15 protein-coding genes are annotated in these 12,964 nt (G+C 69.6%); 12 read left to right on the top strand and 3 right to left on the bottom strand.

Going from position 1 to position 12,964, the window contains the following annotated elements:
• The first annotated feature begins 8 nt into the window (after nucleotides 1-8).
• From ACZ5V4_RS06615 to ACZ5V4_RS06635, 5 genes are all read left to right on the top strand, one after another.
• Nucleotides 9-2,033 (top strand): portal protein, encoded by a 2,025-nt coding sequence (locus ACZ5V4_RS06615; RefSeq protein WP_464317386.1) that lies wholly within the window; start codon nucleotides 9-11, stop codon nucleotides 2,031-2,033.
• A complete protein-coding gene (locus tag ACZ5V4_RS06620) occupies nucleotides 2,030-2,326 on the top strand; it encodes a hypothetical protein (RefSeq protein WP_464317387.1) in 297 nt (98 codons plus the stop codon). Before ACZ5V4_RS06615 ends, ACZ5V4_RS06620 begins: the two co-directional genes overlap by 4 nt.
• An 88-nt stretch (nucleotides 2,327-2,414) precedes the next feature.
• The gene (locus ACZ5V4_RS06625) at nucleotides 2,415-3,779 is read left to right on the top strand and encodes a PP2C family protein-serine/threonine phosphatase (RefSeq protein WP_464317388.1); all 1,365 of its coding nucleotides are present in this window, start codon (nucleotides 2,415-2,417) and stop codon (nucleotides 3,777-3,779) included.
• A gap of 134 nt (nucleotides 3,780-3,913) precedes the next feature.
• A complete protein-coding gene (locus tag ACZ5V4_RS06630; RefSeq protein WP_464317389.1) occupies nucleotides 3,914-4,078 on the top strand; it encodes a hypothetical protein in 165 nt (54 codons plus the stop codon).
• A gap of 166 nt (nucleotides 4,079-4,244) precedes the next feature.
• Complete coding sequence (locus ACZ5V4_RS06635) at nucleotides 4,245-4,400, top strand: DUF1328 domain-containing protein (protein WP_464317390.1); 156 nt, start codon at nucleotides 4,245-4,247, stop codon at nucleotides 4,398-4,400.
• A 91-nt stretch (nucleotides 4,401-4,491) separates the two neighbouring features.
• Here the strand turns inward: ACZ5V4_RS06635 and ACZ5V4_RS06640 are convergent, their stop codons facing one another.
• On the bottom strand, nucleotides 4,492-5,157 hold the full coding sequence (locus ACZ5V4_RS06640) for a TIGR04211 family SH3 domain-containing protein (RefSeq protein WP_464317391.1): 666 nt from the start codon (nucleotides 5,155-5,157) through the stop codon (nucleotides 4,492-4,494).
• A gap of 153 nt (nucleotides 5,158-5,310) precedes the next feature.
• On the opposite strand from ACZ5V4_RS06640, the gene ACZ5V4_RS06645 reads away from it, so the two are divergent.
• Nucleotides 5,311-5,514 carry a hypothetical protein gene (locus tag ACZ5V4_RS06645; protein ID WP_464317392.1) on the top strand — a complete coding sequence of 68 codons (204 nt, stop codon included), beginning with the start codon at nucleotides 5,311-5,313 and terminating at the stop codon, nucleotides 5,512-5,514.
• A 20-nt stretch (nucleotides 5,515-5,534) separates the two neighbouring features.
• Here the strand turns inward: ACZ5V4_RS06645 and ACZ5V4_RS06650 are convergent, their stop codons facing one another.
• Complete coding sequence (locus ACZ5V4_RS06650) at nucleotides 5,535-6,023, bottom strand: peroxiredoxin (protein WP_464317393.1); 489 nt, start codon at nucleotides 6,021-6,023, stop codon at nucleotides 5,535-5,537.
• A gap of 158 nt (nucleotides 6,024-6,181) precedes the next feature.
• Between ACZ5V4_RS06650 and ACZ5V4_RS06655 the strand changes: the two genes are divergently transcribed.
• Complete coding sequence (locus ACZ5V4_RS06655; RefSeq protein WP_464317394.1) at nucleotides 6,182-6,613, top strand: hypothetical protein; 432 nt, start codon at nucleotides 6,182-6,184, stop codon at nucleotides 6,611-6,613.
• Here ACZ5V4_RS06655 and ACZ5V4_RS06660 read toward each other — a convergent pair.
• Nucleotides 6,610-7,467, bottom strand: a complete 858-nt coding sequence (locus tag ACZ5V4_RS06660; protein WP_464317395.1) for a 1,4-dihydroxy-6-naphthoate synthase — start codon at nucleotides 7,465-7,467, stop codon at nucleotides 6,610-6,612. The genes ACZ5V4_RS06655 and ACZ5V4_RS06660 overlap by 4 nt on opposite strands.
• A 25-nt stretch (nucleotides 7,468-7,492) precedes the next feature.
• Between ACZ5V4_RS06660 and ACZ5V4_RS06665 the strand changes: the two genes are divergently transcribed.
• From ACZ5V4_RS06665 to ACZ5V4_RS06685, 5 genes are all read left to right on the top strand, one after another.
• On the top strand, nucleotides 7,493-8,137 hold the full coding sequence (locus ACZ5V4_RS06665; protein ID WP_464317396.1) for a TetR/AcrR family transcriptional regulator: 645 nt from the start codon (nucleotides 7,493-7,495) through the stop codon (nucleotides 8,135-8,137).
• Nucleotides 8,130-9,224 carry an aminofutalosine synthase MqnE gene (gene mqnE / locus ACZ5V4_RS06670; RefSeq protein ID WP_464317397.1) on the top strand — a complete coding sequence of 365 codons (1,095 nt, stop codon included), beginning with the start codon at nucleotides 8,130-8,132 and terminating at the stop codon, nucleotides 9,222-9,224. The genes ACZ5V4_RS06665 and mqnE overlap by 8 nt, the downstream gene beginning before the upstream one ends.
• The gene (mqnC, locus tag ACZ5V4_RS06675; RefSeq protein WP_464317398.1) at nucleotides 9,217-10,296 is read left to right on the top strand and encodes a cyclic dehypoxanthinyl futalosine synthase; all 1,080 of its coding nucleotides are present in this window, start codon (nucleotides 9,217-9,219) and stop codon (nucleotides 10,294-10,296) included. The genes mqnE and mqnC overlap by 8 nt, the downstream gene beginning before the upstream one ends.
• Nucleotides 10,293-11,165, top strand: coding sequence for a menaquinone biosynthetic enzyme MqnA/MqnD family protein (locus ACZ5V4_RS06680; RefSeq protein WP_464317399.1), 873 nt, complete (start codon nucleotides 10,293-10,295; stop codon nucleotides 11,163-11,165). Before mqnC ends, ACZ5V4_RS06680 begins: the two co-directional genes overlap by 4 nt.
• Before the next feature lie 66 nt (nucleotides 11,166-11,231).
• Complete coding sequence (locus tag ACZ5V4_RS06685) at nucleotides 11,232-12,686, top strand: outer membrane homotrimeric porin (RefSeq protein ID WP_464317400.1); 1,455 nt, start codon at nucleotides 11,232-11,234, stop codon at nucleotides 12,684-12,686.
• Nucleotides 12,687-12,964 lie beyond the last annotated feature (278 nt).

A 12,964-nucleotide genomic window follows, 5' to 3' on the forward strand; every position in this document is an offset into this window, starting at 1 on the left:
TCACCGCAATGGACGACAAGGAACTTCTGTCCCTGCTCAAGCAGGACATGGACAAGGCCCGGGCCTACCAGGCCGAGCTCTCGGCCGAGCGCGAGAAGAACTACAGGCTCTACCGGGCCGAGCCCTACGGCAACGAGCGCCCGGGCTGGTCGCGCACGGTGCACCCGACCATCTTCTCCGTGGTGGAGTGGATGAAGCCCGGCCTGGTGGAGGTGTTCACGGGCGACTTCTTCGCCTTCTCCCCCGTGGCCTCGGGCGGCCCCGAGGAGCGGCGCGACGCCTCTGACGGCTCGGAGCGGCTCAAGCGCTACGTGCGCCACAAGCTCTTCAACCAGCTGGACGGCGAGCAGCTTGTGGAAGACTTCATCCACGACTGCCTGGTGAACCACTACGGCGTGATGAAGATCACCCACCGCGACGACTTCGACCTGACCACGGAACTGCTGCCCGGGATGACCGTGGCCGAGATCGAGGCCCTGGCCAAGGCCGACGAGGCCATCGTGGACATACGCGGCGGCAAGCCCTTCACCAGGACGGACCCGCTCACGGGGCGGGAGGAGGCCGGGCTTCGCGGGGCCAAGGCCGTGCGCAGGAGGCCGCGCTACAAGGGCTTCCACCTGGAGGTGGTGCCCCCGGGCGAGCTCTACATGCTGCCCGGCTACCCGGACCTGGCCAAGAACCCCTTCGTGGCCCACGTGGTCCGGCGCGACCTGGACCACGTCCGCCGCCAGGAGATGGCCGGGATCTACCGCAAGGGCAGCTTCGAGGCAGCAAGCGCACACGCCCGGGCCAGGGAGGAGGCCCTGGAGACCGGCTCCGAGCTGCGCACCCTGCACGAGGTGGACGGCGTGTCCGCGCCCGAGGGCCGCGACCAGGCCCGGGGCCCGGGGCTCGGCCAGAACGAGGTGCTGGTCTGGGAGTGCTACGTGCGCCTGGCCCTGGACGAGACGAAGCTTTTGAAACCCTGCGTGGTCACCATCTGCGGCGACGCCGTGCTGCGCGGCCCGGTGGAGAACCCCTACGGCGGCCCGCCCTTCGAGCTTGGCTTCGTCTACAAGGAGCCCCACAAGCAGCTCGGCCGCCCCATCGCCGCCGTGCTGGACCACCGCCAGCGCGTGCTCACCAACCTGTTGCGCAACATCCAGGACGCGGCGGCCATGAGCACCTACCGGGGCTTCTTGACCACCGACGCCCGGGCGCGCGCCATACTCTCCGCCATGGGCCCGGGCGACGTGTCCCTGGTGCCCTCGCTGGGCACCGTGCAGGAGGTGGCACCGGCCCCGGCCGACCCCATGCTGGTCAACGCCTTCCAGCTCACGCTCCAGGAGGTGGCCAAGGAGTCCGGGGTGAACGAGAACATGCAGGGCCTGGACAACAACGCGCTCAACTCCACGGCCGCCGGGATGCAGATGCGCCTCTCCGCCGGGATGCAGCGCCAGAAGCTCTACGCCAGGCGCATCGCCAGGTCTTTCAGGCGCATCCTGGGCCGGGTGCTGGACGTGATCAGGCTCTACCCGCCCGAGGACGACCGGCGCATCGTGGGCGAGGACGTGTCCCTCATGCCCGACGACGTCATGGGCGAGTACACCGTGTCCGTGGACGTGGGTGTGGGGCCGCAGGAGCGCATGCAGAACGCCAGGCTCATGGACGAGTTGGTCAAGGTGATGCTGAAGCCAGGGCTGGAGCTCGGCGTCTGCGAGCCCAAGGGCGTGGTCAAGGCCATCAAGGCCAAGTTCGACTTCCTGGACGTGGACGTGTCCGAGTACCTGATGGACGAGGAGCGCATGGACGCCGTGGCCGGGCTCAAGCGCCAGCTGGAGGAGGCCCAGGGCCGCTGCAAGGGCCTGGAGCAGGCCCTGGGCGAGCACGCCAGGCAGCTTGGGGCCGCCCGGGCCAAGGGGCAGGACAAGGCTCCGGCCAGGTTCGGCGGGGGCGCGCCCACGCCCGGCCCCATCACCGGCCACGCGCCCGTGCGCGCGGTAAAAGGCCCGGGCGGTGGCCCCGCCCTGGGCGCGGCCGGAGGCGGCCTGTGAGCGGGCACGGCAGGGAAGAGCTGGAGCGCGCGGCCACCAAGGGCGAGGAGGTGGGGCGCCTGCTCGCCTGCGACGCGGTGCGCGAGGTGATCGGCGAGAGGCTCGCCTCCGGGCGCGAGGCCATCCTGGCGCTCCCGTCCCGCGACGCCGGGCGCTTCGCGCGGCTGAAAGCCGGGCTCGAGGCCCTGGAGGAACTGGTGTCCGCGCTCGAATCCGTGGTCCGGGCCGGAGAGGAGGCCCGGGCCAGCCTCTTCCCCGACGGAGGGAAGGAAGCCGGGAGCCGGGTGCTGTGAGCGCGCGGGCTCCCCGGGCATATTCCGGGGAGCCCGCCTCGCGCGCCAAGCGCTTGCAACGAAACCCGAATCCGTGCATGAATCGCTCATGCCGCCATCCCAGGACGATCCTGACACCGCCCGGTTGCGCGAGCGCGTGGAGTCGCTGCGCCGCTGCTTCGAGTTGTGCGCGCTGATAAGCTCCTCCATCGACGTGGACGACGTGCTGGAGCGCATCATGACCGCCTCGCGCCAGGCCCTGGACGCGGAGACCTGCTCGCTCCTGCTCACGGACCAGGACACGGGCGACCTTGTCTTCACCGTGGCCCAGGGCCCGGTGGCGGACAAGCTGCCCAAGGGCCACGTGCTGGCCCGGGGCGAGGGCGTGGCCGGGTGGGTGCAGGTGAACGCCAGGCCCGCCCTGGTGCCCGACGCCTACGCGGACGCCCGCTTCAACCCCGAGGTGGACCGGCGCACCGGCTACCGCACCCGCACCATCATGTGCGTGCCCCTGGCCGTGAAGAACCGCACCATCGGCGTGGCCTCGCTCATGAACAAGAACTGCGGCGGCCCCTTCACCGAGGAGGACCTCGAGCTCTTCACCATCATCGCGGCCCAGGCCGCCATCGCCATCGAGAACGCCCGGCTGCACCAGGCCATGCTGGCCAAGCAGCGCATCGAGTTCGAGCTCTCCATAGCCGCCAGCATCCAGCGCGACTTCCTGCCCCACGCCTCGCCGTGCGTGCCGGGGTTCGAGCTGGCGGGGGCGACCATCTCCTGCGACTCCACGGGCGGCGACTACTACGATTACCTGCCCCACCCCGACCCGCAGACCGGCGGCTTCGCCGTGGCCGTGGGCGACGTGAGCGGGCACGGCATCCCGGCCGCGCTGCTCATGGCCAGCGCCCGGGCGTTCATCCGCGCGCGCGCCTCGGCCCCGGGCCAGCTCTGGGAGATGGCCCAGGACGTCAACCGCCTCATGGCCCACGACACCGGACAGTCCGGCCGGTTCATGACGCTCTTCTGGCTGGCCGTGGACCCGGCCAGCCAGACGATGACCTGGGTCAAGGCCGGGCACGACCCGGCCCTGGTCTACAGCCCCTCGGCCAAGGCCTTCGGCGAGCTCGACGTCAGGGGCATCCCGCTCGGCATAGAGCCCTGCTGGGGCTACGAGCAGGGCCGCAGGCAGGGCTTCGAGGCGGGCGAGGTGGTGGTGCTGGGCACGGACGGCATCTGGGAATGCCGCGACGCAAGCGGGCGCATGTACGGCAAGGAGCGGCTGAAGGACGTGGTGGCCTCACACGCCAGCCTGCACGCCCGGGACATCGTCGAGGCCGCGCTTGCCGACGTTCAGGGCTTCCTGGGCCGCTGCCCGCGCCAGGACGACCTGACCCTGGTGGTGCTCAAGGCCCTCAAGGGCAACGGCAAGCCCGTTCAAAATTGTAACTTCAACCAACAATCTACATTATTGTAGCATAGCCCCTTTCTACCCTTCCAAGCCTTACCCAGCGATTCCGGCACGATGGCGCACACGACGCCTCTGGCACGCATGTTGCCTTTTCTGATTCAGGCGGCCGAGCCGCCCGTCCCATCAGGGAGGTACGCGAAATGAACGACTGGGTGCTCATAACGACGCTACTGGCCATAGTGGGCCTGCACTGGCTTTTCGAACTTTTCCCCGGCCGCTCGCGCAACATGTGGTGCTCCGAGCTCTCGCTGGAGCCCGCGCGCGAGCGCAGGCCGGCCCCCTCCAAGGTCCGCAAGGACGGCTGATCCCTTTTACGTCCCTCCATCCCCCTTCCACGGTCCCGGGGCGGCCCCACACCGCCCCGGGACGCCCGCGCGAAAAAACGCTTCCGCTTGCCAGGAACGCCCGAGGCTTTTAAGGTGCATGCTGGAAAACCGTTTCCCGGCATCCGTCCCTTGAAAGGAGGCCTCCATGCTGTCCTGGACCCTCGCCTTCCTGGTGCTCGCGCTCCTGGCCGGGGCGCTCGGCCTCTCCGGAATCGCCCGGACCGCGTCGGGGATCGCCAAGATCCTCTTCTACATCTTCATCGCGCTGTTTTTGCTGTCGCTGATTCGGGGAATGCTCTGAGGCGGGCTGCCCGAAGCCGCGCGCCGGAAAAGAAAAGGCCCGCCGTTTCCGGCGGGCCGAGCATGCAATGGAGCAGCGTGAGGGAGTGGCGCTACAGGTACATCCGGTTGGCCTTCTTGCGGGCGCTGCGCCCCAAGAGGTAGCCGAACAGCCAGCCCGCGAAGAGCACCCCGGCCCCGGCCAGGAACCACTTCACGTCCGAGAGGTCCTGGAGGGACTCGTTCTTGCGCTTGAGTTGCTCGATCTCCTGGCGGGCGGCCTCGGTGGCGGCCTTGAGGTCGCGGAAGTTCTTGGTCATCTCGGCCACGTCGGCGTTGGCGCGCTGGAGCGCCTCGTACTCGCCCTTGACCTTGGCGAAATCGGCCTGGGAGGCGGCGAGCTTCTGCTGGAGGGTTTTGTTGTCCTCCTCGAACTTGCCCACGATGGCCTCCACCTTGCCGGCCTTGTCGATCATCTCGGCGTTCTTGACCTTGAACTCGTCGAACTTCACGCGCACGGGCACGTCCGTGGTCAGGTAGCGCTTGAGCACCCAGCCTTCCTTGCCGGTGTCCGTGCGGACGAGGACCCAGTCTCCCTCCTCCTTGACCTTGTCCAGGCGCGAGCCGCTCTTGACCAGCTGGACGATCTTGTTCTCGAGGGACGGTCCGGTGCGGACGGTGATCTCCTGCACCTCGGCCACGTAGAGTTGCTGGGCCGAAGCCGCGGCAGGCAGAAGAATGAAAAAGGCCAGCGCGGCAATGATTCGCGGGATATGCATGTCCATCCGCCGATTGAATAAGGGAAACAAGAAAGTACGCCCACCTTGCCGCCATCGATACCGGAGGGGCAGCCTACTCAAGAAAGCTCCGCACTTCAAGACCTTCGGGCCGCGCTGTTGCCTTGGGCCCGCGCATCGGGTAGACGCCGGGCCATGGACGACCAGCAAGACGCGCAATTCTACCTGGCCCTGATAGGCAAGGCCGAAAGCTACCACGACCTCGTGGTGTTCAGGTCGCGCTACTTCGCCCTCGTGGAGCGCACACTTTCCAGGCAGGACTGCCAGGCCGTGAAGGACGCCTGGCAGGCCAGGGCCAAGGACGAGTCCCTGCCCATCGCGCCCGCCTCCAAGGCCTGACGGCCCTTGCCGGGCTGGCGCTATTTCCCGGCCAGCTCCTTGAGCGCCTCCAGCACTTCCCGGGCGTGGCCCTTGCTCGGGGCCTTGGGCCAGTGCCTGGCCACGGTGCCGTCCGGGGCGATGAGCAGCGTGGAGCGCAGCACGCCCTCGCACGTCTTGCCGCAGACCTTCTTCTCCCCCCAGCCGCCAAGGGCCTTCACCGTCTCCACGGACGGGTCGGACAAAAGCGGCACCCCGAGCGACTGCTTGGCCGAAAACCCGTGGTGGGACTTGAGCGAATCCCTGGAGAGCCCGTAGACCTTGGCCCCGGCGGCCTCGAACTCGCTCGCCAGGCCGGTGAACTCCAGGGCCTCCGTGGTGCAGCCGGGGGTGGAGTCCTTGGGGTAGATGTAGACCACCGCCCACTTGCCCGCCAGCGCGGACAGGCTCACGCTCTCCTCGCCGCCGCCGGGCAGGGCCGCGGTCAGGGTGAAATCCGGGGCCTTGGCCCCTTCCTTTATCAGGCTCATCGTCGTCACCTCGTCTTGCTTGGCGCGAAGGCTTCACAGCCCCGGGCCGGTGGAGTATACGCGTCTCGCGGCCCGGCGGAGAGGGGCCGGACATGGGCGTTCTACGCGTTTTCGGCCGTGGTTTCCAGAGCGGACGCGGCGCTCGGAGGGCTTTCGGGATGAAGCTGGGCGACAGGCATTTCTTCAAATACGCGGGCGCCCAGCCCGCGCGCGAGATGCGCAAGGAGCAGCGGCTGGAGTCCCAGGCCCACGTCTCGGGGCTCGTGTACGAAAAGCCCGCCAACCACCCCGAGCGCCCGAGCAACATGGACCGCGCGCGCCTGGAAAAGGCCGCCTCCGGCCCGCCGGACCCGGACAGCCCGGCGAGCATCCTCGAATCCATGCGCTCCTTCCGGCAACCCGTGCCCGAGGGCCAGGAGGAGGCCATCGCGCGGGGCGGGCCGGACAGCCCGTCCGCGATCCTGGCCGCCATGGGCCAGAACGCGCCGCCCGCGCAGGCCCCGCCCGGCGCGGGCGACCTCCCGGCGGACATGCGCGCGGCTCCCGCGCCCGAGGCGCCCCAGGGCCGCATCGTCAGCGAGACGGCCTAGGCGTCCCAGAACAGGTCGCCCGGCACGGGCTCGCCGGCCTGGCGGAAGGCCTCGCGGGCCAGGGCCTCGATGGCCTTGCGCCCTTCTTCGCCCACGTCCATGGAAAACGGCGTGACGAACGTCTCGATGTGCGCGGCCGTGACCTCGGGGGAAAGCTCCTGGGCGTTCGACGCCACGTAGGCCGCGCTGTCTTGCGGGTTGTCCCAGGCGTGGCGCAGGCTCGCCCGGATGGCCCGGGCCACGTCGCGGGCCACGCCCTCGCCCAGGCTCCTCTTCACGGCGATGACGCCGAGCGGCAGGGGCAGGCCGAAGGTACCCTCCCACCACTCGCCGAAGTCCATCACCAGCTCAAGGCCCAGCGCGGCGTAGGTGAAGCGCCCCTCGTGGATCACCACGCCCGCGTCCGCCTCTCCCCTGGCCACGGCGGGCATGACCTCGTCGTAGCGCAGCTGCGCGCGCTTGCCCGGCACGCCGGCAAGCCCGGCCAAGAGCGCGGCCGTGGTCATGGCCCCGGGCAGGGCCAGCGTCCGGAACGCCTCCCCCCCGCGCCCGGCGCGCGCCACCAGAAGCGGCCCGCAGCCGCGCCCCAGGGCTCCGCCGCAGGGCAGGAGCCGGTAGTGGCGCGAGGCCCGCGCGGCTGCGGCCATGGAGATCTTGACCACGTCCGGTCCGCCTGCGGCCGCCAGGGAGTTCAGCTCCTCCACGTCGGCCAGGGTCACGCCGGAAAGCGTGAAGCCAGGGTCCTTCGGGGCTCTCCCGTGAACCAGGGCGTGGAAGATGAAGGTGTCGTTGGGGCAGGGCGAGATGCCCAGACTCAGTTGACGCGAAGCGTTGGGGAGGGTATCGGTGACCACCCGGTCATCCTAGCCGGGAGACGCCATGGAAGCAAGCACCACCTTCAACAACATCCCGCCCGACAAGCAGCGCCGCGTGCTCGACGAGGCCAGGGGCGAGTTCGCGGAGCACGGGTTCGCCGGTGCGAGCATGAACCGCCTGGCCGCGCGCCTGGGCATCGCCAAGGGCTCGCTGTTCAAGTATTTCGGCAGCAAGGACGGGCTCTTCGCGCGCGTGTTCGACGGCGCGGTGGAGCGCTTCGCGGGATTCTTGCGCCAGGCCCGCGACGAGACCATGGGGCGGCCCCTGGCCGAACGCCTGGAGCGCATCCTGACCGTCGGCACGGACTTCGTGCGCTCCCATCCGGAGATCTACCGCATCTACCTCAAGATGCTCGCCGGGGGCGACTTCCCCATGCGCAGGCGCTTTCTGGGCCAGGTGCGCGCTCTCTCGGCCCGGTTCCTCACCCCCGTGATCGAGCAGGCCAAGGCCTCGGGCGAATTGCCCCCGCACCTGGACGTGAAGCTCGCCGTGTTCGTGCTGGACTGCGTGCTGGACCGCTTCGTCCAGGCCCAGGCCGAGCCCTGGATGGACACGGGCCTTAACCTCTCCCTCAACGACCCCGAATCCGCGCGCCGGGCCGCGAAAAGCCTGGCCGCCATGCTGGCTGGAGGATTCAGACTTGGATAGACGCCACATCACCTCTCTCGGGCTCGAGACCGTGCTGGACAAGGTCCTGGCGGGCAAGCGCCTGAGCATCGACGAGGGCCAGGCCCTCTATGACTGCCCGGACCCGCACGTGCCCGCGGCCATGGCCGCGCACGTGCGCGCCCGCCTGCACGGGTCGCGCGTGCACTACGTGGTCAACCGCCACATCAACCCCACCAACGTCTGCGTGAACCGTTGCCGCTTCTGCGCCTACCGCCGCGACGAGGGCGCCGACGGGGCCTACGTGCTCACGCCAGAGGAGGCCCTGGCCAAGCTCACGGCGGCCGGCCCCCTGGACGAGGTGCACATCGTGGGCGGCTGCCACCCGGCGCTGGGCATCGACTACTACGAGGACCTGGCCGCGCGCGTGCGCGCAGCCTACCCCAAGGCCTCCATCAAGGCCCTCACCGCCGTGGAGGTGGACCACCTGGCCAGGCTCGCCGGGGTGGACGTCGCCGAGGTGCTCGCGCGGCTCAAGGCCGCCGGGGTGGACATGCTGCCCGGAGGCGGGGCCGAGATCTTCGCGGAAGCGCCGCGCCGCACGCTCTGCCCGGAGAAGATCGGCGGGGAGCGCTGGCTTTCCGTGATGGCCGAGGCCCACCGCGCCGGGCTTCGCTCCAACGCCACCATGCTCTTCGGCCACCTGGAGACCACGCGCCACCGCCTGGAGCACATGGACGCCCTGCGCCGCCAGCAGGACGAGACCGGCGGCTTCGTCTGCTTCATCCCCCTGCCCTACCTGCCCGGCAACAACCCGCTGGGCGAGGAAGCCCATGGCCCCTCGGTCATGGACGTGCTGCGCACCATGGCCGTGGCCAGGCTGATGCTCGACAACATCGCGCACATCAAGGCCTACTGGGTGATGCTCGGGCTTTCGTTGTCGCAGCTCTGCCTCTCCTGGGGCGCCGACGACCTGGACGGCACCGTGGTGGAGGAAAAGATCGGGCACGAGGCCGGAAGCGCCTCGGCCCAGGCCCTGACCACGGCCGAGTTGGAGCAGGCCATCCGCGCCGGCGGCTTCACCCCCGTGCGCCGCGACGGGCTCTTCAGGGAGGCCCCCCATGTTTGATCACGCCCGCATGCTCGAAGTGGCGGCCAAGGCCCGCAAGGGCCAGCGCCTGGACGCCGAGGACGGCCTGGCCCTGGCCGAGAACGCCAGCCTGCCCCTGCTCGGCAGCCTGGCCCACCGCGCGCGCATGGACCGCCACCCGGCCATGGCCGTGACCTACGTGGTGGACCGCAACGTGAACTCCACCAACATCTGCGAGTGCGGCTGCCGCTTCTGCGCCTTCTTCAAGGCCCCGGGCCAGGCCGGGGGCTACGTGCTCACGCGGGAGGAGCTCTCCCGCAAGATCGAGGAGACCCTTGCGCTGGGCGGCAGGCAGATCCTCCTGCAGGGCGGGCACAACCCCGAGATGGGCGTGGAGTACTACGAGGGCCTGCTGCGCTTCGTGCGCGAGAAGTTCCCCAGCGTGCACGTGCACGCCTTCTCGCCGCCCGAGATCGTCTATTTCGCCAAGCTCGCCGGGATCACCCCGGCCCAGGTGATCGCCAGGCTCAAGGACGCGGGCCTGGCCTCCATCCCGGGCGGCGGGGCCGAGATTCTCTCGGACCGCGTGCGCGCCAGCGTGGCCCCGGCCAAGTGCAGCACGGCCGAATGGCTGGACGTGATGCGCCAGGCCCACAAGCAGGGGCTCAAGACCACGGCCACCATGATGTTCGGCCACGTGGAGACCTGGGCCGAGCGCATCGAACACATGACCGCCCTGCGCGCCCTCCAGGACGAGACGCGCGGCTTCACCGCCTTCATCCCCTGGGGCTTCCAGCCCGAGAACACGGCGCTCGGCGGGCGCAAGTGCTCCCCGCAGGAGTATTTGCGCGTGCTCGCGGTGTCGCGGCTGATGCTCGACAACTTCGCCAACCTCCAGGCCTCCTGGGTGACCATGGGCCGCGAGATCGCCCAGGTTTCGCTGTGGTACGGGGCCAACGACTTCGGCTCCACCATGATCGAGGAGAACGTGGTGGCCGCGGCCGGGGTGCGCTTCCGCATGGACGAGCCCGGCGTGCGCCGGGCCATCGCGGACGCGGGCTTCACGCCCAAACGCCGGGCCATGGACTACTCCCTGGTGGAAGGCTCATGAACGCCCCGGCCCTGCGCCTCGGGCGCATCAGCTACCTGAACGTCCTGCCCATCTATCATCCCCTGGAGGCGGGCTGGATCAAGCACGCGTTCGAGATGGAGTACGGCCCGCCCGCGCGCCTGAACGACCTCATCCGCCAGGGCGCGCTGGATTTGGCCTCGTGCTCCTCCATCGAGTACGCCCGCAACCCGGAGCGCTACGTCATGCTCCCGGACCTGGCCATCGGCAGCCGGGGGCCGGTGAAGAGCGTGCTGCTCTTGAGCACCATCCCCATCGAGAAGCTGGGCGAGCGCAGCATCCTGGTGACCGCCGAGACCCACACCTCGGCCGCGCTCCTGCGCGTGGTACTGGAGCGCGTCTACGGCCTGACGCCCCGCTTCCGCGCGGCCACGGGCTCCGTGCGCCAGGCCATGGCCGAGGGCGCGAGCGAGCCCGCCGCCCTGGCCATCGGCGACGAGGCCCTGGCCCTGCGCACCGACCGCCGCTTCCCCTTCCAGCTGGACCTGGGCGAGGTCTGGCGCGACTGGACCGGCCTGCCCTTCGTCTTCGGCGTCTGGGTGGCCAGGCGCGAATCCGCCCAGGCCAACCCCGAGGCCATGGCCCAGGCCGCCGCGCTCCTGCGCCGGGCCAAGCGCGCGGGCGTGGCGGCCATCGAGGAGATGGCCACCCTAGCCGCGCTACGCTACGCCCAGCTCAGGCGCTCCGAGATCAGGCGCTACTTCGACCGACTGAGCTACGACCTTGGCCCCGAGGAGCGCGAGGGCCTGTCGCGCTTCTTCGACTGCCTGGCCGAGCACGGCATCATCGAGAAGGCCCCGGCCCTGGAAATCCTCGAGGCCGGCGAAAACGAGGTTGATTCGCACCCCTAAGAACTGTACCCCAAGGCGGCCGGGGCGCGAGCGCGCCCCGCGCCAATTCCCGATCCGGAGGCCGCCTTGCACACGAAGCGTCTGCCCGCACTGTTCGTCCTGATTGCCCTCTTGCTCGCCGCCACAGCCGCCAGCGCAGCCACGGAAGTGGTCATGACCGGCGACGCCCGCGTGCACGGCACCTACTGGTCCAAGACCTACTTCACCGGCTGGAACGGGGCCGCCACCCGCACCGCCGACCCCTTCACCGTGTGGCAGCGCTTCCGCCTGCGCACGGACTTCATCGCGAACGAAGGCCTCAAGTTCCGCCTGGGCATCCGCGTGAACAACACGCCCTGGGGCTTCGGCACCTACACGGTGGACAACCCGGCCGTGTCCATCGACATCTACCAGGCCTACCTTCAGTTCAAGTGGCCCGGCACGGACATCGAGTTCACCATCGGCCAGCAGGACATCAACCTGCCCGTGTCCGGCGAGATCCTCTCGGCCAACCCGGTGCTCGGCGGCATACGCGGCCCCGGGGCCGTGGTCTCCATCCCCGTGGTGGACGACGCCTTCTCCGTGGTGGCCGCCTTCTACCGCTTCATCGACGCCAACCGCGACTTCGACCCCACCACCACCCAGGTGGCCGACGAGTTCGACGCCTACATGCTGGCCCTGCCCGTGACCGTGGAGGGCTTCTCGGCCACGCCCTGGGCCATGATCGGCGTGGCCGGGAACAGCGGCAACTTCGCCGCCGTGGGCACCGGCGGGGCCGGAGCCAACCAGACCCTGGCCAGCAACCTCTACGCCGCCGGGAGCGCCCTGGCCCCTGCCGGGCAGCGCCAGGCCCAGAGCGCCTACTGGTGGCTGGGCGGCAGCTTCGCGCTCACCGCGCTCGACCCCTTCAAGTTCTACGCGGACGTGATCTACGGCCAGGGCCAGGCCTCGGAGCGCTCCAAGAACCACCGGGGCGGCCTGTTCCTGGACGTGGCCGCCGAGTACACCGGGCTCTCCATGCTCACCCCGCGCCTGGCCTTCTGGTACGCCACCGGCGAGGACTCCTCCACGCGCAACGGCTCCGAGCGCATGCCCGTGGTCACCAGCGCCTGGGGCATGGGCAACTCCTTCCTGTTCGACTGCACCCAGGAGTTCTCGCGCGGCTTCATCGGCGTGGACTACCTGGGCGCCTGGGGCATCATGGCCAGCCTGGACAACGTCTCCTTCATCGACGACCTGACCAGCCGCCTGACCTTCACCTTCGCCAAGGGCCTGAACGCGCCGCGCGCCCTGCGCACGGGCGTCGCGCTCTGGGGCTACGGCAACTACTTCCAGATGGGGCGCGAGCTGGCCACCACCGAGCACATCCTGGCCGTGAACCTCGACAGCCAATACAACGTCTACAAGAACCTGGCGCTCATTCTCGAAACCGGCTGGGCCCACGGCGAATTCGACAGTTCGGTCTGGGGGCGCAGGCTGGTCAACGCCTCCAAGGGCGGCGACACCTGGAAGTTCTCCCTGGGCTTCCGGTACAAGTTCTAGACGCTTCCCTTCGAGGGCTCCGCCCTCGATGGACCTCTCCCGCCGGGGGCAGATGCCTGCCCCCGGACCCCGGCCTTTAGCTTCGCGCCCTTCCCCGCCCCTTTTTCCCCGTCCGCGCGTTCAAGCCCGTGCGCCGCCCCGGCGGCAGGGATTCTCGCGCCGAGGGCGACGGATCGTCTTCAAATCGGTCCTAGCCCTTGGCGCGGGAGCCCTGACGCCGGAGCGGCGCACGGGCGAAACCACCATCTTCAAACCGGGCCGCTTGACAGATGTTATAA

The sequence above is a fragment of the Fundidesulfovibrio sp. YSD1 genome, from assembly GCF_055397115.1.